This window comes from Umezawaea beigongshangensis, assembly GCF_016464305.1.
In the GTDB taxonomy this organism is placed as follows: Bacteria; Actinomycetota; Actinomycetes; order Mycobacteriales; family Pseudonocardiaceae; genus Umezawaea_A; species Umezawaea_A beigongshangensis.
The window spans coordinates 58112-78417 of record NZ_JAEIOJ010000002.1 but is presented as its reverse complement, the minus strand read 5'-3'; the positions used below and the strand labels follow the sequence as shown (position 1 = coordinate 78417).

17 protein-coding genes are annotated in these 20306 nt (G+C 73.0%); 11 read left to right on the top strand and 6 right to left on the bottom strand.

Annotation, left to right across the window (positions count from 1 at the left end; genetic code table 11):
- Nucleotides 1-277 precede the first annotated feature (277 nt).
- The gene (locus IMZ35_RS04930; protein ID WP_199439736.1) at nt 278-2617 is read left to right on the top strand and encodes a chitobiase/beta-hexosaminidase C-terminal domain-containing protein; all 2340 of its coding nucleotides are present in this window, start codon (nt 278-280) and stop codon (nt 2615-2617) included.
- A gap of 193 nt (nt 2618-2810) precedes the next feature.
- Nucleotides 2811-4313 (top strand): MFS transporter, encoded by a 1503-nt coding sequence (locus IMZ35_RS04925; protein WP_199439735.1) that lies wholly within the window; start codon nt 2811-2813, stop codon nt 4311-4313.
- Here the strand turns inward: IMZ35_RS04925 and IMZ35_RS04920 are convergent.
- Both IMZ35_RS04920 and IMZ35_RS04915 read right to left on the bottom strand, forming a co-directional pair.
- A complete protein-coding gene (locus tag IMZ35_RS04920; RefSeq protein ID WP_199439734.1) occupies nt 4299-4493 on the bottom strand; it encodes a ferredoxin in 195 nt (64 codons plus the stop codon). The two genes, IMZ35_RS04925 and IMZ35_RS04920, sit on opposite strands and share 15 nt — an antisense overlap.
- An 11-nt stretch (nt 4494-4504) precedes the next feature.
- A complete protein-coding gene (locus IMZ35_RS04915) occupies nt 4505-5677 on the bottom strand; it encodes a cytochrome P450 (protein WP_199440280.1) in 1173 nt (390 codons plus the stop codon).
- Nucleotides 5678-5897: 220 nt separating this feature from the next.
- On the opposite strand from IMZ35_RS04915, the gene IMZ35_RS04910 reads away from it, so the two are divergent.
- The 4 genes from IMZ35_RS04910 (at nt 5898) to IMZ35_RS04895 (ending at nt 9176) form a co-directional block, all read left to right on the top strand.
- A complete protein-coding gene (locus IMZ35_RS04910; RefSeq protein ID WP_199439733.1) occupies nt 5898-6533 on the top strand; it encodes a TetR/AcrR family transcriptional regulator in 636 nt (211 codons plus the stop codon).
- Nucleotides 6534-6668: 135 nt separating this feature from the next.
- Complete coding sequence (locus IMZ35_RS04905; protein ID WP_199439732.1) at nt 6669-6950, top strand: isoamylase early set domain-containing protein; 282 nt, start codon at nt 6669-6671, stop codon at nt 6948-6950.
- Nucleotides 6951-7040: 90 nt separating this feature from the next.
- Nucleotides 7041-8135, top strand: coding sequence for a carboxylate-amine ligase (locus tag IMZ35_RS04900; protein WP_199439731.1), 1095 nt, complete (start codon nt 7041-7043; stop codon nt 8133-8135).
- A 45-nt stretch (nt 8136-8180) separates the two neighbouring features.
- Nucleotides 8181-9176 (top strand): iron-containing redox enzyme family protein, encoded by a 996-nt coding sequence (locus tag IMZ35_RS04895; protein WP_199439730.1) that lies wholly within the window; start codon nt 8181-8183, stop codon nt 9174-9176.
- Here IMZ35_RS04895 and IMZ35_RS04890 read toward each other — a convergent pair.
- The 4 genes from IMZ35_RS04890 to IMZ35_RS04875 all read right to left on the bottom strand — a co-directional run bounded on the left by IMZ35_RS04890 (nt 9098) and on the right by IMZ35_RS04875 (nt 10938).
- Nucleotides 9098-9355 carry a CDGSH iron-sulfur domain-containing protein gene (locus IMZ35_RS04890; RefSeq protein ID WP_199439729.1) on the bottom strand — a complete coding sequence of 86 codons (258 nt, stop codon included), beginning with the start codon at nt 9353-9355 and terminating at the stop codon, nt 9098-9100. The genes IMZ35_RS04895 and IMZ35_RS04890 overlap by 79 nt on opposite strands.
- Nucleotides 9327-9986 carry a HemK2/MTQ2 family protein methyltransferase gene (locus IMZ35_RS04885; RefSeq protein ID WP_199439728.1) on the bottom strand — a complete coding sequence of 220 codons (660 nt, stop codon included), beginning with the start codon at nt 9984-9986 and terminating at the stop codon, nt 9327-9329. Before IMZ35_RS04885 ends, IMZ35_RS04890 begins: the two co-directional genes overlap by 29 nt.
- 104 nt (nt 9987-10090) lie before the next feature.
- Nucleotides 10091-10579 (bottom strand): SRPBCC family protein, encoded by a 489-nt coding sequence (locus IMZ35_RS04880; protein ID WP_199439727.1) that lies wholly within the window; start codon nt 10577-10579, stop codon nt 10091-10093.
- Nucleotides 10576-10938, bottom strand: coding sequence for an ArsR/SmtB family transcription factor (locus tag IMZ35_RS04875; RefSeq protein ID WP_199439726.1), 363 nt, complete (start codon nt 10936-10938; stop codon nt 10576-10578). The genes IMZ35_RS04880 and IMZ35_RS04875 overlap by 4 nt, the downstream gene beginning before the upstream one ends.
- 356 nt (nt 10939-11294) lie before the next feature.
- On the opposite strand from IMZ35_RS04875, the gene IMZ35_RS04870 reads away from it, so the two are divergent.
- The 5 genes from IMZ35_RS04870 to IMZ35_RS04850 all read left to right on the top strand — a co-directional run bounded on the left by IMZ35_RS04870 (nt 11295) and on the right by IMZ35_RS04850 (nt 20284).
- Complete coding sequence (locus IMZ35_RS04870; RefSeq protein WP_307867766.1) at nt 11295-14261, top strand: glycoside hydrolase family 3 protein; 2967 nt, start codon at nt 11295-11297, stop codon at nt 14259-14261.
- Nucleotides 14262-14306: 45 nt separating this feature from the next.
- Entirely contained in the window at nt 14307-17231 is a 2925-nt protein-coding gene (locus IMZ35_RS04865; protein WP_199439725.1) for a beta-galactosidase, read from the top strand.
- Nucleotides 17232-17303: 72 nt separating this feature from the next.
- Nucleotides 17304-18398 carry a zinc-binding dehydrogenase gene (locus tag IMZ35_RS04860; protein WP_199439724.1) on the top strand — a complete coding sequence of 365 codons (1095 nt, stop codon included), beginning with the start codon at nt 17304-17306 and terminating at the stop codon, nt 18396-18398.
- Between the two features lie 166 nt (nt 18399-18564).
- Nucleotides 18565-19815 carry an MFS transporter gene (locus IMZ35_RS04855; protein WP_199440278.1) on the top strand — a complete coding sequence of 417 codons (1251 nt, stop codon included), beginning with the start codon at nt 18565-18567 and terminating at the stop codon, nt 19813-19815.
- A 97-nt stretch (nt 19816-19912) separates the two neighbouring features.
- Nucleotides 19913-20284, top strand: a complete 372-nt coding sequence (locus IMZ35_RS04850; RefSeq protein WP_199439723.1) for a hypothetical protein — start codon at nt 19913-19915, stop codon at nt 20282-20284.
- The last annotated feature ends 22 nt before the right edge of the window (nt 20285-20306 follow it).

Genomic DNA, 20306 nt, shown 5'->3' with positions numbered 1-20306 from the left:
TGCGGGGACCGGCCGCACCCGGTCTGCTGCCGGGCCACCTCGTCGCGCTCCCCGCGCCGGCACCGTCGCCATGAGGTGGCTGAGGCGCCGACCGGCGGTGGGCGCGGGGTGGGCAGCCCCGCTCGTGAACACCCGGTCACCGCCGGATGACGCAGCGGTTGCGGGTGTTTCTGGCCCTCGCCTCTTCCTTCTCAGGATTTCGCGGTTTACCGTCTCCTTGGTGAGAGCGCTCTCACAGGTGCTCGGCCACGGTTTCCCTGCCTGGAGGTACCGCACCATGTCCACAAGCCCTCAGAACCCGCGACGGAGAGGGGCGCGCTGGCGTGCCCGTCTCGTCGCCCTCGCCGCCGTCGCGTCCTCGACCCTGCTGCTCGCCTCCGGCGTCGGCGGGGCCTCCGCGGCCGCGGCCGACTACACCCAGAGCGTCGCGCCGCTCAGCTCCACCCAGGCGCAGATCGCCTTCACACCCGCCACGCCCTCGCGCTACGTCGACCTCCACTACCTGGTCAACGGCTCCAACCAGCAGAACCTCCGGATGACGAACAACGCCGGGACCTGGCAGCACACCGTCGGCTCCCTGTCGACCGGCACCGCGCTGGAGTACTGGTTCACCTACGAGAAGAGCGGCCCGCAGTACGACACGCCCCACTTCACGTACACCCACGGCGGGGGCACCGGCGCGGTCGCCACGCCCACCTTCAGCCCGGCGGGCGGCACGTACTCCTCGGCGCAGTCGGTGACGCTGTCGACCGCGACCGCGGGGGCGACGATCCGGTACACCCTGGACGGGTCGACGCCCACCGCGTCGTCGGCCCTCTACAGCGGCCCGATCACCGTCTCGGCCACGACGACCGTGCGGGCCGTCGCGCTCAAGAGCGGCTCGACGACCTCGGCGGTGGCCTCGGCCACCTACACGATCGGCGCTGCGGCGTCCTGCCCGACGCAGTCGGACACCCCGAACCTCGGCCCGAACACGCGCGTGTTCGACCCGAGCATGCCCGCCGCGACGATCCAGGCGCAGCTCGACGCCGACTTCGCCGCGCAGAAGGACACGCTGAGCGCCCAGTTCACCGACAGGCGGGTCGCCCACCTGTTCAAGCCGGGCACCTACAACGTCAAGGACAACGTCGGCTACTACACCTCGGTCGCGGGTCTCGGGCAGAACCCCGGCGACGTGGTGATCAACGGTGACGTGACGGTCGACGCCTTCAACGAGTCCGACCAGGGCGTCGCGCTCCAGAACTTCTGGCGCTCCGCGGAGAACCTCGCCATCAACCCGAGCAGCGGGGCCAACCGCTGGGCGGTGGCGCAGGCCGCCCCGTTCCGCCGCATCGACGTGCGCGGAGACCTCCAGCTCTACCCGGCGAGCTACGGCTTCGCCAGCGGCGGCTACACGGCCGACACGAGGGTGTCCGGCAAGACCGCGTCGATCTCCCAGCAGCAGTGGTACACGCGGGACACCAGCTACGGCAGCTGGGAGGGCGGCGTGTGGAACATGGTGTTCTCCGGCACCACCGGCGCCCCGGCCAGCACCTTCCCGAACCCGCCGGTGACCACCCTGGGCACCACGCCGGTCTCCCGCGACGTGCCCTACCTCTACGTCGACGGCTCCGGCAAGTACCGGGTGTTCCAGCCCGCGCTGCGCACGAACGCCTCCGGGCCGAGCTGGGCCGGCGGCAGCACCCCCGGCACCTCGCTGCCGATGAGCCAGTTCTACGTGGTGCGCCCCGGCGCCACCGCCTCGGCCATCAACTCAGCGCTGGCCTCCGGCTGCCACCTGCTGTTCACCCCCGGCGTCTACCACCTGGACCAGACGCTCAACGTGACGAAGGCCAACACCGTCGTGCTCGGCATCGGCTACCCGACGCTGATCCCGGACAACGGCGTCGACGCCATGCAGGTCGCCGACGTCGACGGCGTGCGGCTCAAGGGTCTGCTCTTCGACGCCGGCACGACCAGGTCGGCGGCGCTGCTGACCGTCGGCCACTCCGGCTCGACCGCGAACCACGCGGCCAACCCGACGACGCTCCAGGACGTGTTCTTCCGCATCGGCGGCTCCATCGCCGGCAAGGCGACCACCAGCCTGATCGTCAACAGCAACAACACGATCATCGACCACACCTGGGCCTGGCGCGCCGACCACGGCAACCCCGGCACGTACGACTGGACGACCGCGCTCGGCGACACCGGCGTGATCGTCAACGGCAACGACGTCCTCGCCACCGGCCTGTTCGTCGAGCACTACCAGAAGTACCAGGTGATCTGGAACGGCCAGCGCGGCCGGACGATCTTCTTCCAGAACGAGATGCCGTACGACGTGCCGGACCAGGCCGGCTGGAAGAGCCCCAACGGGCTCAACGGCTACGCCGCGTACAAGGTCGCGGACAACGTCACCTCGCACGAGGCGTGGGGCCTGGGCAGCTACTGCTTCTTCAACGTCAACCCCTCCGTCAGCGCGTACCACGCGTTCGAGGTGCCGAACAACCCGGGCGTGAAGCTGCACAACCTGCTGACGGTCTCGCTCAACTACAAGGGCACCATCACCCACGTGGTCAACGACACGGGTGGCGTCACCCAGCCGGGCACCGTCCCGACGAACGTGATCAACTACCCCTGAGCGGACCGTTCAGACACCACGGGTGGAGCTTTCGAGCACCGTGAGGTGAGCTTTCGAGCACGGTGAGCAGCACGTTCACGGCCCGGCCGGGTTCCGGCCGGGCCGTGACGTCGTTCCGGGGCACGTGTCGGCTCCCCGGTGGCGGGTACCTCCTCACTTCCGGCCCGAACGGCACCGGCCCCAGGAGGAGTTCATGACCGACCGCGCCGTGCGCGAGGCCGCGGACCGCACTCCCGGCGGTGAGCACCAGCCGGACCCCCGGCGCTGGCAGGCGCTCGCGGTGACCCTCGTCGCGGGCTTCATGAGTCTGCTCGACATCAGCATCGTGGCCGTGGCGCTGCCCTCGGTGCAGGAGGGACTGGACGCCGGCCCGTCCAGCGTGCAGTGGGTGGTGTCGGGGTACGCGCTCACGTTCGGCCTCGCGCTGGTGCCCGCGGGCAGGCTCGGCGACGCGATCGGCCGTCGCACGATGTTCCTCGCCGCTCTCAGCGGCTTCGTGCTGTGCAGCGCGATCGCGGGAGCCGCCTCCAGCACCGGGGTCCTGATCGCGGCACGGCTCACGCAGGGCGTCGCCGCCGGCGCGCTCGCTCCGCAGAACTCGGCGCTGATCCAGCAGATGTTCCGCGGCGCCGAACGTGGACGTGCGTTCGGGTTCTACGGCGCCACGGTCAGCGTCTCCACGGCGGTGGGGCCGGTGGTCGGCGGCGCGCTGCTGGCGCTGGCCGGTGAGGCCGACGGCTGGCGGTGGATCTTTTACGTCAACGTTCCGATCGGACTCGTCGCGCTGGTGCTCGCGGCCCGGCTGCTGCCGCGCGGCCGCGGCGGCCCACGTGGGCACGTCGACCTGGTGGGCGTCGGTCTGCTCGGCTGCGGCGTGTTCGCGGTGATGCTGCCGCTGGTCCTCGCCGAGGCGGGCGGCCTGTTCCGGCTGTGGTGGTCGTTCCCGCTCGGAACGGTGCTGCTGGTCGTGTTCGTGTGGTGGGAGCGACGGGTGGCCGGCCGCGGCCGCGAACCGCTGCTGGACATCGGCCTGCTGGTCGGCACACCGGGGTACGGCTCGGGTGTTCTGCTCGGCCTCGTCTACTTCATCGGGTTCAGCGGGATCTGGCTCGTGTTCGCCGTCCACCTCCAGTCCGGCCTGGGGTACACACCGTTGTGGTCCGGCCTCGCGGTGACCCCGTTCGCCCTCGGCTCGGCGTGCTCGGCCGCGATCGGCGGGCGGCTGGTCGAGCGCTGGGGCCGCACGCTCACGGTCGTCGGGCTGAGCCTGGTCGTGGGAGGTCTGACGGCCACGGCGCTGATCCTGCTCGCCGTCCCGTCCGGCGCGGTCGGTCTCGCGGTCGCGCCCGCGCTGCTCGTCGCCGGTGTCGGCAGCGGGTGGGTGATCTCGCCCAACACCACGCTCACCCTGCGCAACGTGCCCGTCTCCACCGCGGGCTCGGCCGGTGGCGCGCTCCAGACCGGGCAGCGCGTCGGCGCCGCGATCGGCACCGCCGCGCTGCCCGGCGCCTACTACGCGGTCCTCGCCGCGTCGGGCCGCTCCTCCTCCACGGCGGCGGCCGTCGCGATCGGCGTGGCCTCGGCGTCCGCGGTGGTGGCGCTGGCGGTCGGCGTCGTGGAGCGGCGCTCCGAGCGCCGGGGGAGCCCGGCCCGCACCACGACGAGATCGAGCGGTGACGGCTCAGCCGTGCAGTGACAGCGCCTGGCTCGGACAGATCTCGACCGCTTCGCGGGCGGCGTCGGCCAGGTCCCCCTCCGGCGCGTCGTCCAGGACGACCACGGTGCCGTCGTCCTCGTCCTGGTCGAAGAGCCGGGGGTCGGTCAGGACGCACTGACCCGCTCCGACGCACCGGCCCGTGTCCGCGACGATCTTCATGGTGCCTCCTCCTACCAGGTGACGGGAAGCCGGTACAGGCCGTAGATGGCGGCGTCGTGCTTGAAGGGCAGCTCGTCCACGGGAACGGCGAGCCGCAGGCCGGGGACGCGCCGGAACAGGGTGTCGAACGCGATCCGCAGCTCCGTGCGTGCCAGGTTCTGCCCGAGGCACTGGTGCGGGCCGAACCCGAACGCGACGTGGTGCCGCCCGCCGCGCTCGATGTCCAGCTCGTCCGGGCGGGGGAACGCCTCCTCGTCGCGGTTGGCGGCGTGGCCCAGCGCCAGCACGCCCTCCCCGGCGCGGATCAGCACGCCGCCGACCTCGGTGTCCCGCACGCACACCCTCGCCGTGACCACGTCGGCGATGGTGAAGTAGCGCAGCAGCTCCTCGACCGCGTCGGGGGTCCGCTCGGGGTCGGCGAGCAGCGCGGCGAGCTGGTCGGGGTTCTCCAGCAGCGCCACGGTGCCGAGCGAGATCATGTTCGCCGTGGTCTCGTGCCCGGCGATCAGCAGGAGGAACGCGGTGCCCACGAGGGGGCCGCGCCGGTAGGTGCCCTCCGCGGTCAGCTTCGTGATCTGCCTGCCGAGCAGGTCGTCCGGCCGGTCCCGCTCCTTGGTCGCCACCAGGCCGTCGAGGTAGTCGCGGACGTCGTCGAACGCCGCCTTGCGCTCCTTCGGGTCCACCTCCCACTTGATCATCGCCGCGGTCCTGGACTGGAAGAAGTCGTGGTCGGCGTAGGGCACGCCGAGCAGCTCGCAGATCACCAGCGACGGCATCGGCAGGGCGAGCGCCTCGACGAGGTCGACGGGCTTCGGACCGGCCAGCATCCGATCGATCAGGTCGTCGACGATCTCCTGGACGCGCGGGCGCAGCGCGTCGATCCGCTTGACGGTGAACTCGCCGAGCACGGCGCGGCGCGCGGGTCCGTGCTCCGGGGCGTCCATCGTGATCATGGTGCGCTCGGCCTTCGGGTCGCGCTCCACGCTCTGCCTGGTCAGCACGGGGAAGTCGGGGTTGGCGCGGTCGGCGCTGAACCGCGGGTCGTTGAGCACGAGGCGCACGTGCTCGTGCTTGCTGACCACCCACGCCCCGCTCCCGTTGGGCAGCCGGACCCTGCTCACCGGTTCCTCCTCGCGGATGCGCCGGTACTCGGCGGGCGGCGAGAACGGGCACTCCCTCGTCATCGGGAACTGCGGTGCGTCGTGTGCCGTGGTCACGCTGGCCTCCTCCCCGGCGCACCGGTCGGCCGGGTGGGCCGCCGACGCGCACAGGCGCAGAACGTGTGCGGACGATTACCTTCCACTTCGCTCTCGACGCTACGCACGGGCCCGGTGTTCGTCCACGTGCGAAGGGGTGACGCCGCCGCGTGGAACAATTCCCGTCGTAGCCGGTGAGAGGCGAGGTATGACGGCAGAGCCCGGAGTTCCCCTGCGCGCCGACGCCAGGCGCAACCGCGATCAGATCGTCGCCGCGGCGCGGACGATCTTCGGCAGTCGCGGGCCCGAGGTGCCGATGGAGGAGATCGCCCGCGCGGCCGGCGTCGGCGTCGGCACGCTCTACCGGCGCTTCCCCGACCGCGACGCGCTGATCAGGGCGGTCGCGCTCGACAGCTTCGCCCGCGTCATCGCCGACGCCAGAACCGCGGCGAGCGAGGAGCGGACCGCGTGGCAGGCCCTGGTACGGCTGCTGCACCGGTCCGCCGAGCTCCAGCTCGGCATCCAGCTCGCGATGCTCTCGCCGCGGGCGCTGGAGATCTTGAAGAGCGACGCGGAGGTGCTCGTGCTGCGCGACGAGCTGCTCGCGGAGGTCGAACGGCTCGTGGGCGAGGCGCAGCGGGAGGGCGAACTGCGTGCCGACGTCGGCCCCGGTGACATCGCGCTGCTGTTCGCCCTCCTGCTGCGCCGGGCACGCGCGAAGACCCCGGAGACCGCCGCCGGGGCGACCGACCGCTGCATCGCGATCATGGTGGACGGCCTGCGCTCCACCTCCGCCACGTCGCTGCCCGGCCGCCCGCTGAGCGTCGGCGACCTGGGCCGCTGAGGCGGGACTCTCCCGTGTGTCCCACGACCGGGTGCCAGTGGTGGTGTCGTCCCCGCCGGGACGGCACTCTGCTCCTGCCGCGCCGATCGTCGCGGCAGGCCACCACCGTCCAGCCGGAGAGGATCCGCTCGCCCGATGATCAGCACGAAACCACTCCCGTCAGACGAGGTCCGCGTCACCTTCACGCTGGACCGAGATCAACCGGCCGGTGCCACCAGCGTGGTCGGCTGCTTCAACGGGTGGACGCCGGACACGCACCCGCTGCGGGGGAGGTCCAACGGCAAGCGCTCGGTGTCGGTGGTCCTGCCGCGCGGCGCGGCGGTGTCCTTCCGCTACCTGACCGAGGGCGGCGTGTGGACCGACGACCCCGCCCTGTCGGACCGCGACGAGCACGGGAACGGCCGGATCACCCTCTGACCCGCGCACCCGTCCCGAACGCTCCACTCGCGGTGCCCGAACGCTCCACTCGTGGTGTCTGAACGCTCCACTCGCGGGGGTGTTGTGCGGGTGGCACCCGAACGTGGCACCGTGGTCTTCGCCGTCCGCTCGGGTGACGGCACGACCGCACAGGAGTGGCACGTGATCGACCCCGCGGCTGGCGGCACCGTCGGTGTGGAAGAGGAGTTCCTGCTCGTCGACCCCCGGTCGGGGCGCACCGCGCCGCGTGCGGACGAGGTGCTGGGGCTCGTGCGCGACGGGGCGCTGACCCGGTTCCACGGCGAGCTGGCGGCGACGCAGGTCGAGGCGGCCACCGGACCGTGCGTCGACCTGGACGAACTGCGCTCCGCGCTCGGCGAGGCCCGCGGCCGGCTCACCGCGGCGGCCGGGGCGCTGGGCCTGGACCTCGTGCCGCTCGGCGCCCCGCCGGAACCCGCGGCGGGGCCCGTGCTGAGCACGGAGGAGCGCTTCGGTCGGATCGCGGACACCTACGCGGCCGTGGTCGAGGACTACGAGGCGTGCGGCTGCCACGTGCACGTCGGCGTGCCGGACGCCGAGACGGCGATCGGCGTGCTGAACCACCTGCGCCCGTGGCTGCCGACGCTGCTCGCGCTGTCGGCCAACTCGCCGCGCCACGGCGGACGCGACACCGGGTACGCGAGCTGGCGCGCTGTGCAGCAGTCGCGCTTCCCCGGCTTCGGCGTGCAGCCGTGGTTCGACTCGGCGGCCGAGTACGACGCGCACGTCGAGCGGATGGTCGAGTGCGGGGTGCTGGTCGACCGGGCCATGAGCTTCTGGCTGGTCAGGCGCTCGCCGCGGTTGCCGACGGTGGAGTTCCGGGTCGCCGACACCGCACGCGAGGTGGAGGACGCCGTGGTGCAGGCCGCGCTGTCGCGGGCGCTGGTGCGCACCGCGCTGACCGACCTGCGCGCGGGCCGCGAGGCGCCGCGGGTGCGCGACGACGTGTGCGCCGCCGCGGTGTGGTCCGCGGCCAGGTACGGCCTGGGCGGCGTCGGCGTCCACCCGCTGCGCGAGCAGCGCGTGCCCGCGACGACCCTGCTGGGCGAACTCGTCGCGCACGTGACCCCCGCGCTGGAGGACAGCGGCGACACGGCGGTGCTCGGCCGGATCGCGGAGTCGGCGGGGGCGGCCGTGCTGCGGTGATCGACCACGCCGCGTGAAGCGCGTGGAAGTGGGTACACCCCGACCGTGCTCCCTGAACCCCGTGGACCGCTGTCAGAGGTCGTCGTGGACGCTCTGCGACACCGCCCGTCCAGCAGCGCCCTTCCCGCCTCAGCCGTCGCCGACGCAGATCCCCTCGGCGACGACGTCGCCGTCGCGCTGCACACGCTCTACGAACTGCACTACCGGGGATTCCCGGACGTGGACCCGGAGTGGGAGTGGAACCCCGAACTGCTGAGGTTCCGCGCCGCCGTCGAACGGGTGTTCCTGGACGCGCTGAGGTCCGGGGTGGACGGCGGCGCGGACGTCGAGGGGGTGCTGGACGAGCTCCTCGTCGAGCACGTTCCCGGTTCCGGCGTGTCGCACCACCTGCGCGACGAGGGCGACTGGGACCAGATGCGCGAGTACTTCGCGCACCGCTCGATCTACCACCACAAGGAGGCCGACCCGCACGCCTGGGTGATCCCCCGGTTGCGCGGCCAGGCGAAGGCGTCGCTGGTGGCCGTCGAGTTCGACGAGTTCGGCGGTGGCCGCGGCTCCCGCATGCACTCCCAGCTCTACGTGGACCTGCTGGTGGCCGCCGGGATGTCGGGGGAGTACCTGCACTACTTCGACGACGTGCCGGCCCCGGCCATCGCGCTGGTCAACATGATGTCGCTGTTCGGTCTGCACCGGAACCTGCGGGGCTCGCTGGTCGGGCACTTCGCCGCGGCGGAGATCACCACCGCCCCGAGCGCGCGGCGGATGGCCGCGGCGCTGGACCGGTTGGAGGCGCCCGCCGCCTGCACGCTGTTCTTCACCGAGCACATCGAGGCGGACGCGGTGCACGAGCAGATCATGCGCCGCGACGTGATCGGCGACCTGCTCGACCGCGAGCCGGAGCTGCGCGAGGACGTGGTGTTCGGCGTGCAGGCGACGGAACTGCTGGAGGCGCGGCTCGCCGATCAGCTGCTGTCGTCGTGGGGTTCGGGCGAGTCGTCGCTGCGCACCCGGCGCCGGTGGCTGGTGTCGCAGAACGGGTAGCGCTTGCTGCGGCGGCACGCGCACACCGCGACCACGAAGCGGTCGGAGGTGTGCGTGGTGCCGTCCTCCAGCACCAGCTCCACCGGTCCCTCCACCAGGACGGGGCCTCCGGGCACGACGGTCACCCGGCGCGGTTCGGCGCCGGGGGTGTCAGCTGCTCGACCGCACGGGGCGCTCACCGCGGATCACCACCAGTTCCTCCTTGCGCTGACCCGGTTCGATCAGACCGGCGCTCTCCAGGAAGCCGATGCGCGACCGCATCACGGGGCCGAACGGCTCCCAGCGGCGGCGCACCACCGACGCCTTGAGCCCGGCGTCGCGGAGCTGCCGCAACGTCTCGTCCACCCCGCACAGCGCCGAGTGGACGACGAGCACGATCCCGCCCGGCGCCAGCAGCTCCGGGGCCCTCTCGCACAGCGGGTCGAGCAGCGACCGGCCGTTCGTGCCCGCGTCCCACGCGCGGTGCCGCCCCCGGCCCTGGCGCTGCGCGGGCACGTAGGGCGGGTTGGACAGGATCAGGTCGAACTGCCTGCCCGCGACCGCGTCCGGCGCCCGGCCGCGGCGCACGCGCACCGGCAGCCGCCGGACGAGCGCGTTGAGCCGCGCGGACAGCACGGCGCGGGTGGAGACGTCCACAGCGGTCACCTCGCTCGCACCCGCCTTCGCGGCGATCACGGCGAGTGCGCCGGTTCCGGTGCCCACGTCCAGGACGCGGGCACCGGGAGGCACGGCGGCGTCGGCGAGTGCCTCCGCGAGGAGCCAGGTGTCGGCTTGCGGCGCGTACACGCCGGGTGCTCTGAGCAGCATCACACCGGGGAAGTACCTCCTCGTGGCCGGACGAAACGCGCCTCCTCGCACGCCGCGGCGTCCGGGGAGGCGCGTTTCGTCCCGCGGGACGAGCGCCGAGCGGGTCCTCAGCCCTCCGCGAGCAGCTCGTCGAGCTTCTCGTACCCCTCGACCACGCCGACCGCCATGCCGCTGGCGACCATCGCGTCGCGGGCCTCCATCGAGTCCACGACGGCGAGCGAGGTCATCCTGCTGCGCCCGTCGCCGAGGTCGGTGAAGGTCAGGGTCTCCAGGGAGACGCCGTCCGGCACGCCCTCGTAGGTGAAGGTCTGCACCAGCCGCTCGTTCGGCCGCGCCTCGTGGAACGAGCCGTAGAACGCGGCGACCCGCTCGCCGTCGCGCCACGCCGAGAACCGGTAGCTGCCCCCGGTGCGGGCGTCCCAGCTGTCGACGCGGTGGACGATGCTCCTCGGCCCGAGCCAGCGGGCGACCAGCTCGGGGTCCGTGTGGGCCCGGTACACGCGGCTGGCGGGCGCGTCGAACTCCCGCACGATCCGCAGGGTCGGCAGGGCCGGGTCCACCTCGATGGTGGTCTCGTTCTTCGACGTCGTGGTCATGATGCTGCTCCTCGTCGATCGTCGGTCGCTCTCTGCTCGTCGTCCATCTCCGCCAGCACGGCGTCGAGGCGCCTGAACCGCTCCTCGGCCTGCACGCGGTACCGCTCGATCCACTTCGTCATCAGGTCGAACACCTCCGGTTCGAGGCGACAGGGCCTGCGCTGGGCGTCTCGGCTGCGGCTCACCAGCCCGGCGTCCGTGAGCACCCGCAGGTGCTTGGACACGGCCTGCACCGAGACGTCGTAGGGCTCGGCCAGTTCACCGACCGTGGCGTCCGTGATCGAGAGGCGGGCCACGATGTCGCGCCGGGTCGGATCGGCCAGGGCCGCGAAGACCCTGGAGAGCCGGTCGTCCGCCACCGCACACCTCCTGCTCTTCTTCAACCAAGTGGTTGAGGAAGACGGTACGCCGCAGGCGGTCCTGTTGTCAACCGATTGGTTGAACACGGGGTGGCGGACGTGTCCGGAATCGGTCGGGAATTCGCCCGTCCGCCCGTTGCGTTCGATTGGTTCGATGATTTCCCGCCAGGCAGTCGAATCGCTTCGATTTCGAGCGGTGAATTCCTCGGGGAATTCCTTGACCCGCTTTTGGTGCTGCTGCGATAGTGCTGGACGCCGCCCGCGACTCGACGTCGTGGTCCGCGATTCACCGTCGAATCGCTTCGACCGAGGGGGATCCACCCGTGATCGGACACCGTTCCCGACGCAGCGCAGCCGTGAGCAGAACCGTCGCGGCGACGGCGGCGGTGCTCGTCACCGCGCTGTCCACGTCCGTCCCGCAGGCGGGGGCGGACACCCCCGCGTTCCGCGATCCCGCCCTGCCGCTGAACACCCGTGTGACGGACCTGGTGTCTCGGCTGACGCTGGACGAGAAGATCTCCCTGCTGCACCAGTACCAGCCGGCGATCCCCCGGCTGGGCATCGCCTCGTTCAAGACGGGGACCGAGGCGCTGCACGGCGTGGGGTGGTCCACCGACGTGCACGACGACGGCAACGTCGTCACGGCCACCGCGACGGTGTTCCCGCAGGCCGTCGGCCTCGCCTCGACGTGGGACCCCGAACTGGTCGAACGGGTCGGCTCCGCGGTCGGCGACGAGGCCCGCGGCTTGCACTCGCAGAACCCGGACGTGTGGGGACTGCAGCTGTGGGCGCCCGTGGTGAACCTGCTGCGCGATCCGCGCTGGGGCCGCAACGAGGAGGGCTACTCCGAGGACCCCCTGCTCACCGGCGCCATCTCCACCGCCTACGGGCACGGCATCCAGGGCGAGGACCCCGACCACCTCAAGGCCGCCCCGGTGCTCAAGCACTACCTGGCGAACAACAACGAGGTCCGCCGCGACACCACGTCGTCGAACCTGCGGCCGATCGTGAAGCACGAGTACGACGAGGCCGCGTTCCGGCCCGCCATCGCGGCCGACGCCGCCACCGGCGTGATGACCGCCTACAACCTCGTCAACGGCCGCCCGATGACCGCGCACTCCGACGTGAACGACGTGGTGCGCACGTGGACCGACCGCGACCTGTTCACCGTGACCGACGCGTCCGGCCCCAACAACCTGGTCGACTCGCAGAAGTACTACCCGAGCCTGGTCGAGGCGAACGCGGCGACGCTGAAGGCCGGGGTGGACAGCTTCACCACCGACAACACCGACCCGACCAGGACGACCACCGCCATCAGGACCGCGCTGGAGCGGGGCCTGCTCGCCGAGTCCGATGTGGACACCGCGGTGCGGCACATCGCGAGCGTGCGCGTCCGCCTCGGCGAGTTCGACCCCGGCGGCGGCCCGCACGCGGGCATCACCGCCGACGTCGTGGACAGCCCGGCCCACCGGGCGCTGGCCCGCGAGACCGCCGGTGACGCGGTGGTGCTGCTGAAGAACGAGGGCGCGGCGCTGCCGCTGGACCCCGCCACCTCGAAGGACGTGGCGGTGATCGGCCCGCTCGCCGACACCCTCTACACCGACTGGTACTCCGGCGCGCTGCCCTACGAGGTCACGCCCCGCGCCGGCATCACCGCGCGGCTGGGGGACGACGGCACCGTCACCGGCACCGAGGGCGTCGACCGGATCGCCCTGCGCGACGTCGCCACCGGCCGCTACGTCACCGGCGGCACCGACGCGGACGGCGACGTGCTGCGCGCGACCGGGACCGCGGCGGGACCGGCTCAGCAGCTCGACGTGTTCGACTGGGGCGGCGGTGTGCTCACCCTGCGCAGCGCGGCCAACGGCAGGTACGCGACCCTGAACGGCTCCTCCTTCACCAACAGCGCCGAGCAGCCCCACGGGTGGTTCGTGCAGCAGCAGTTCGTGCTGGAGGACGCCGGTGACGGGACCGTCGTCGTCCGCTACGCGGGCTACGAGAAGGCCCACGACTGGTCCGGGCCGGAGGAGTACCTGACGGTGGCCGCCGACGGCACCCTCGTGCTCGGCGCGACGAGCGCCGCCGGTGCGGCGAGGTTCGCCAAGGAGGTCGTGCGCAGCGGCGTCGAGGAGGCCGTGGCCGCCGCGAAGGCCGCCGACACCGCCGTCGTCGTGGTCGGCAGCATGCCGTTCATCAACGGCCGCGAGGACCACGACCGCACGGACCTGAACCTCGCGGAGTCCCAGCGGGCGCTGGTGCGCGCGGTCCACGAGGCCAACCCGAACACCGTGCTCGTGCTGGAGAACAGCTATCCCACGACGGTGAACGAGGAGCAGGAGGAGCTCCCGGCGATCCTGTGGACGACCCACGCGGGAGCGGAGACCGGCAACGCGCTCGCCGACGTGCTGTTCGGCGACCGCAACCCCGCCGGACGGGTCACCCAGACCTGGTACCGGTCGGCCGAGGACCTGCCGGACATCCTGGACTACGACGTGATCGAGGGGGACCGCACCTACCTGTACTTCGACGGCACCCCGCTCTACCCCTTCGGCCACGGGCTGTCCTACACGTCGTTCCGCTACGACCGGCTGTCGATCGACCGGCGTTCGATCGACGCGCACGGTCGCGCACGGGTGAGCGTCGACGTCACCAACACCGGATCGCGCGCGGGCGACGAGGTCGTGCAGCTCTACACCCACCAGCGGACCTCGCGCGACGAGCAGCCGAACCAGCAGCTGCGGGCGTTCCAGCGCGTCGAGCTGCACCCCGGCCAGACGCGGCGGGTGGAACTGGACGTGGCGGCCGCGGACCTCGCGACCTGGGACGTCACCCGCAACAGGTGGGCGGTGGAGTCCTCGGTGCACGACGTCCTCGTCGGCTCGTCCGCGCGGGACGTCCGACTGAGGGGCGCGCTGCGCGTCGACGGTGAGCGCATCCCCGCCCGCACGCTCGGCACGGGCACGCGCGCCGTCGACTTCGACGGGTACGCGGGCGTCGACCTGGTGGACGAGAGCAGGGTGCGCGGAGACGCCGTCGGCGGCTCGGCGGGCGACTGGCTCCGCTTCCGCGACGTGGACCTGGGACGCGGGGCGAGGACGTTCACCGCGCGGGTGGCCAGGGCGGCGGCCGGGGAGGCGACCGTGCAGGTCCGCCTCGGTGATCCCGTGCACGGCCGGCTGCTCGGCACGGCGCGCGTGCCGAGCACCGGCGACGTCCACTCCTACGTCACGACGACCACCGCGCTGCACGGCGCGCGCGGCCGCCAGGACGTCTACCTCGTGTTCACCGGCGACGCCAGGGTGTCGACCTTCTCCGTGCGCTGATCCGGGCCCGCGCCGACCAGAGCACCGCTCCGACCGGAGGCCGTCATGTCCCGCAGCCGACCGCTGCTGATCCTCGCCGTCCTGCTCGCGCTGCTCACCGGGGCGCCGGCGTCCCCTGCCGCGGCCGGTCCGCCGTCGCCCGCCGCGGCCGGTCCGCCGTCGCCCGCCGCCGGTCAGCAGCGCCACGAGGTCGGCTACGACCGGTACTCGATGACCGTCGACGGCCGCAGGGTCCTGCTGTGGTCGGGGGAGTTCCACTACTTCCGGCTGCCCAGCCCCGACCTGTGGCGCGACGTGCTGGAGAAGATCCGGGCCGCCGGGTTCAACGGCGTCTCGCTGTACTTCCACTGGGGCTACCACTCGCCCGCGCCGGGCGTGTACGACTTCACCGGCGTGCGCGACGTGGAGCGGCTGCTGCGGATGACGGAGGAGCTGGGCCTGTACGTCGTCGCGCGGCCCGGCCCCTACATCAACGCCGAGACCACGGGCGGCGGCCTCCCGGCGTGGCTCAAGCTCGTGGAGGGCCGGGCGCGCTCCAGCGATCCGGGCTACACGGCCGCCTACCGCGACTGGCTGGGCCACCTCGACCCGATCATCGCCCGGCACCAGGTGACGCGCGGCGGGTCGGTCATCGCCTACAACGTCGAGAACGAGTACGGCGCGAACGTCGACCCCCTCTACATGGAGCAGCTCCAGGAGACCGCGCGCGGCCACGGCGTCGACGTGCCGATCACGCACAACAACTGCTGCGGCGGCGACCTGCCCAACTGGTCGTCGGGGCGGGGCGCGGTGCAGATCCCCGGCGTGGACGACTACCCGCAGTCCTTCGACTGCCCGAACCCCGACGCGTGGGGACCGTGGGGCGACGGCGTGACCCGGCGGCTGCGCGAGGACGCGCCGGTCTACGCCGCCGAGTACCAGGCGGGCGCCATCGACCTGCACGACGCCGGGTACGACCGGTGCCGCGAACTGACCGGCCCGGCCTACATGCGGTCGTTCTACAAGTCCAACGTGGTCGCCAGCGGCGCGACGGTGTTCGGGTACTACATGGCCTTCGGCGGCACCTCGTGGGGCTGGCTGCCGCAGCCCGACGACGTCTACAGCTCCTACGACTACGGCGCGGCGATCACCGAGTCCCGGCAGCTCACCGACAAGTACGACGAGTTCAAGCGGCAGGGCTACTTCGCGACGACCGTGGCACCGCTGACCAGGACCGATCCCGCGCCCGCTCCGGCGTCGAGCGATCCGGCCGTGCAGACCCTCGCCAGGGCCAACACCGAGACCGGCACCCAGTTCGTCCTCGTGCGCCACGCCGAGCGCGGCTCGGCCACCCCCGCGAGCACCACGCTGGACTGGGTCACGCCCGACGGCCGCTACGCGGTGCCGACCGGGGTCGGCGGCCGGGACGCGAAGATCCTGGTGGCGGGGTACGACCTCGGCGGGCAGCGGCTCGTGTGGTCCTCCTCGGAGATCCTCACCCACACCTCGACCGGGGGCCGCGACGTCGCCGTGCTGCACGGCCGCGACGGCGAGGACGGCTCGACCGTCCTGCGGTACTCCTCCGCGCCGTCGGTGCGGGTGCTCGACGGCGACGTCCGCACCTCCTTCGACCCCGCCACCGGCGACCTGCGGCTGGACCACCGCCACTCCGGCCTGGCCAGGGTGCAGATCACCGGCGGCGGCCGGGGTCCCCTGCTCCTGCTGCTGGCCACCAGCGACGTCGCGGCGCAGTTCTGGCGGCTGGACACCGGTGACGGCACCGTGCTGGTGCGCGGCACGTCGCTCGCGCGGTCGGCCCGCGTCGCCGGCGGCACCGTGTTCCTGCGCGCCGACACCGAGCGGGCCGGTGAGGTCGAGGTGTTCGGACCGTCCTCCGCGCGCCGCCTGGTCGTCGGGAACGCCGCCGTCGACGTGACCCGCACGCGCAGCGGCACGCTGCTCGGGACGCTCCCCGGCCCCCGGCCGGTGGAGCTGCCGGCCCTGACCGGCTGGCGGCACCGAGCCGACGTGCCGGAGACCGAGCCCGCCTTCGACGACTCGGCCTGGGCGGTGGCCGACCGGACCACCACGGTCAGCCCGATCAAGCCGCGGGGCGAGCACGTCCTCTACAGCGACGAGTACGGCTTCCACCACGGCAACGTCTGGTACCGGGGACGCTTCACGCCCACCGGGGACGAGACGTCGCTGAAGCTCAACGCCATCACCGGCCGCCGCGGGATCTACCTGGTGTGGGTCGACGGGCACCACCTCGGCTCGGCCGCCGGGGGAGTGCAAGCGGACGCGGAACCGGTGAACCCCGATCCGGGTCCCGGCGACTTCCCCATCCCACCCGGCCTGCTGCGGCCCGGCCACGAGGCCGTCGTGTCCGTCCTGGTGGAGAACACGGGCCACAACGACGACTGGACCGCCGACGACGTCCGGCACAAGCAGCCGCGCGGCCTGGTCCACGCCGAGCTGACGGGCTCGTCCACGCCCATCGGCTGGCGCGTGCAGGGCGCGCGCGGCGGGCAGGACCTGGTGGACGTGGCGCGCGGCCCGCTCAACACCGGCGGTCTGCACGGCGAACGCGTCGGCTGGCACCTGCCGGACGCCCCCGACCGGGGCTGGCAGCGCACGGCCTCGCCGGGCGACGTCGCCGTGGCTCCCGGCGTCTCGTGGTTCCGCGGCACCGCGCGGCTCGACCTGCCGCGCGGGCAGGACACCTCCGTGAGGCTGCGCTTCGGCGGGAGCGCACCGGCCGGACAGCGCGTGCTGATCTTCCTCAACGGCTGGAACGTGGGCCAGTACTTCGGCGACGCGAGCCCGCAGCGCGAGTTCCCGCTGCCGGCCGGGCTGCTGCGCGAGCACGGCGAGAACACGCTCTCGCTCGCGGTGATCACACCGGGAGCCGGGGCGAGCGGACCGGGCGACGTGGACCTCGTCGTGCTCGGCGCCTCCCGCGGAGGGGTGCCCGTGCGCGACGTCGGCTGAGACCGGCCCCGGTCGTGGGAGATGATCGGGGTCCGCCGTCCACGACGGACCCGACCAGAGAACGGAACCGGTGTGATCTCCGCAGCCGTGATGACCGGACCCGGTGAACCGCTCGCACTGCGGACGTTCCCGCCGCCGGAGCTCGAACCGGGCGCGATCCTGCTGACGACGCTCGGCAGCGAGGTGTGCGGCACGGACGTGCACCTGTGGAGGGGGCAGCTCGCCGGTGTGCCTTACCCGATCGTGCCGGGGCACGTCAGCGTCGGGCGGATCGCCGCGTTCGGTCCGGGGGAGGTCCCGCGCGACGTGTCCGGCGTGCCCCTGCACGTGGGCCAGGTCGTGACGTTCCTGGACGTGCACGGGACCTGCGGCCGGTGCTGGTACTGCACGGTCGGGCACGCCACCACGCGGTGCCCGTCGCGCCGGGTCTACGGGGTGACGATGTCGGCCGACGACGGCCTGCTCGGCGGCTGGGCCGAGCAGATCCACCTCAAGCCCGGCGTGCACGTGGTCCCCCTGCCCGACTCCCTGGACTGGCGCGCGTTCCTCGCCGGCGGCTGCGGGATGCCGACGGCGCTGCACGCCGCGACCCTCGCCGAGATCGCCTTCGGCGACACCGTCGTCGTGCAGGGCGCGGGACCGGTCGGCCTGTGCGCCGCCGTGCTCGCCCAGCTGCGCGGAGCCGGGTCGGTGATCGTCGTCGGCGGACCCGTGGTGCGGCTGGCGGCGGCCACCGCCTTCGGTGCCGACGCGGTGATCGACATCGCCAGCACGACCCCGGAGGAGCGCCTCGCGATGATCCGGGACGCCACCGGGGGACGGGGAGCGGACGTCACGATCGAGGCCACCGGTGTGCCGTCGGCGGTGCCCGAGGGGATGCGGCTCACCCGCGACGCCGGGCGCTACGTGGTCGTCGGCCAGTACACCGACGTCGGCTCCGCGACGATCAACCCGCACCTGGACCTGAACCAGAAGCACCTCGACGTCCGCGGCTGCTGGGGCAGCGACGCCGGGCACGTGCACCGGGCGGTGCGGGTGGTGGACCGCTACGCGCGGCAGTTCCCGTGGACCGACCTGATCAGCGCCGAGTACGCCCTCGCCGACGCGCAGACCGCGCTGGAGGACGTCGCCGCGCAGCGCGTGGTGAAGGCGCTGATCGTCCCCTGACCGCCGGTCCACGGCGGCCGGCCGGTCGGACGCCGTGGACCGGCGAGTTCCTGCACGCCGCGCCCGCACCCGCGGAACCGGAGGTCGCCCGGCGGGCGCGCGGTCCGCTGTGATCTCACCGATCGGCGCCGGGGGTGCGCCGGTCTCGCAGGCGAGGGGGGACGACGTGGTGGGCGGACGGTCGCTGGGACGGCGGTTCGGCTGGCTGTGGGCGGCGAGCGCCGTCAGCACGTTCGGCACGCGGCTCGCCTTCGACGCGTTCCCCCTGATCGCGATCCTGGTGCTGCACGCCGGGGCGACCGAGGTGTCGCTGCTGGCGGCGGCCGGGCTGGCCGTGGGCGCGGTGGTGACGGTGCCGCTCGGCCCGTGGCTGGAGTTCCGCCGCAAGCGGCCGGTGATGATCGCGATGGACCTGGTCCGGTTCGCGGCGCTGATCAGCGTTCCCGCCGCGCTCGCGCTGGGCCGGTTGAGCTTCACCCAGCTCCTGGTCGTGGCGGTCGTCGTCGCCGCGGCCGACATCACCTTCCAGGTGGCCGGTGGCGCGTACCTGAAGTCGCTGGTGCCGCCGTCGGACCTGCTCGTCGCGAACGCGCGGTTCGAGTCCACGGCCTGGACCGCCACCGCGCTCGGACCGCCGCTCGGCACCGCCGCGATCGGACTGCTCGGTCCGGTGACGACCGTGGTGGCCGACGCGGTCAGCTACCTGTTGTCGGCGGCGGGACTCCGCGCGATCGGCGGCGGGGAAGCACCTCCCGCGCGGACCGGCGCACGGCGCTCCCGCGCCGGTGAGCTGGTCGAGGGGTGGCGTCACGTGCTGACCGACCCGGCGCTGCGCGCACTGCTGTTCAACACGGTCCTGGTCAACGGCCTGATCATGGCCGTCGCGCCGCTGCTGGCCGTCCTGATGCTCGGCGACCTCGGCTTCGCGCCCTGGCAGTACGGCCTCGCGTTCGGCCTGCCCTGCCTCGGAGGTCTGCTGGGCTCGTGGCTGTCCCCCCGGCTCGTCGCGCGGTTCGGCCGGCGCGAGGTGCTGCTCGTCGCCGGGACGCTGCGCGTCTGCTGGTCCGTCGGTCTGGCGTTCGTCCACGCCGGACCGTCCGGGCTGGTGCTCGTGATCGTGGTCGAGCTGGGACTGATCACCTGCACGAGCGTGTTCACCCCGGTGTTCGCCACCCACCGGCTCGACCTGGTCCCGGTGGACCGGGTCGCTCGCGTCCTGGCGGCGTGGTCGGTCACCGGCAAGGCCACGACGGCGGCCACGACCGCCCTGTGGGGCCTGCTGGCCGGGCTCGCCGGTCCCCGCACCGCCATCGCCGTCGCCGGTGTGCTCCTGCTGGCGACCCCGCTCCTGCTTCCCCGGCACGACCCCGCGCGGCGGTCGGACCCGGTCGTGAGCCGAGCCCGGTCCACCGGCTGAGAACGCGGTGCAACCACCGGACCGGCCGATCGCATGAAGAGGGGCGAGGGCGTCGCCGAACCGGTGGCCGCCCGTCGTGAGTTCAGAGGAGCAGCACATGCAGAAGCGTCAGATGCTCGTGATCGGTGCGATCGTGCTCGGCGCCGCCGGGCTGGCCGTGCCGGCCATCGCCGGTGCGTCCGGCGGTGGAGCCCCCGGCACGGTGTCGGTCCCCACGACGCCGATCGAGACGTCTCCGGCCGCCACGACGCCGGTGGAGACGTCTCCGGCCGCCACGACGCCGGTGGAGACGTCTCCGGCTGGTGCGCCGCCGATCGAGACGTCACCGGCTGCCACGACGCCGATCGAGACGTCTCCGGTTGGTGCGCCGCCGGTGGAGACGTCTCCGGCCGGTGCCCCGCCGGTGGCCACGACCCCGGTGGAGACGACCCCGGTCACCACGTCTCCGACCGCGACGACCCGGCGCTGACCGGCGTCGCGCGGAGGTCCTC

Excerpts from the sequence above, each read along its gene's own strand:
- IMZ35_RS04910 (WP_199439733.1), top strand. The coding sequence starts at position 5,898 with ATGACGGCAGAGCCCGGAGTTCCCCTGCGCGCCGACGCCAGGCGCAAC.
- IMZ35_RS04915 (WP_199440280.1), bottom strand. The coding sequence starts at position 5,677 with ATGACGAGGGAGTGCCCGTTCTCGCCGCCCGCCGAGTACCGGCGCATC.
- IMZ35_RS04930 (WP_199439736.1), top strand. The coding sequence starts at position 278 with ATGTCCACAAGCCCTCAGAACCCGCGACGGAGAGGGGCGCGCTGGCGT.
- IMZ35_RS04865 (WP_199439725.1), top strand. The coding sequence starts at position 14,307 with ATGTCCCGCAGCCGACCGCTGCTGATCCTCGCCGTCCTGCTCGCGCTG.
- IMZ35_RS04880 (WP_199439727.1), bottom strand. The coding sequence starts at position 10,579 with ATGACCACGACGTCGAAGAACGAGACCACCATCGAGGTGGACCCGGCC.
- IMZ35_RS04920 (WP_199439734.1), bottom strand. The coding sequence starts at position 4,493 with ATGAAGATCGTCGCGGACACGGGCCGGTGCGTCGGAGCGGGTCAGTGC.
- IMZ35_RS04850 (WP_199439723.1), top strand. The coding sequence starts at position 19,913 with ATGCAGAAGCGTCAGATGCTCGTGATCGGTGCGATCGTGCTCGGCGCC.
- IMZ35_RS04905 (WP_199439732.1), top strand. The coding sequence starts at position 6,669 with ATGATCAGCACGAAACCACTCCCGTCAGACGAGGTCCGCGTCACCTTC.
- IMZ35_RS04925 (WP_199439735.1), top strand. The coding sequence starts at position 2,811 with ATGACCGACCGCGCCGTGCGCGAGGCCGCGGACCGCACTCCCGGCGGT.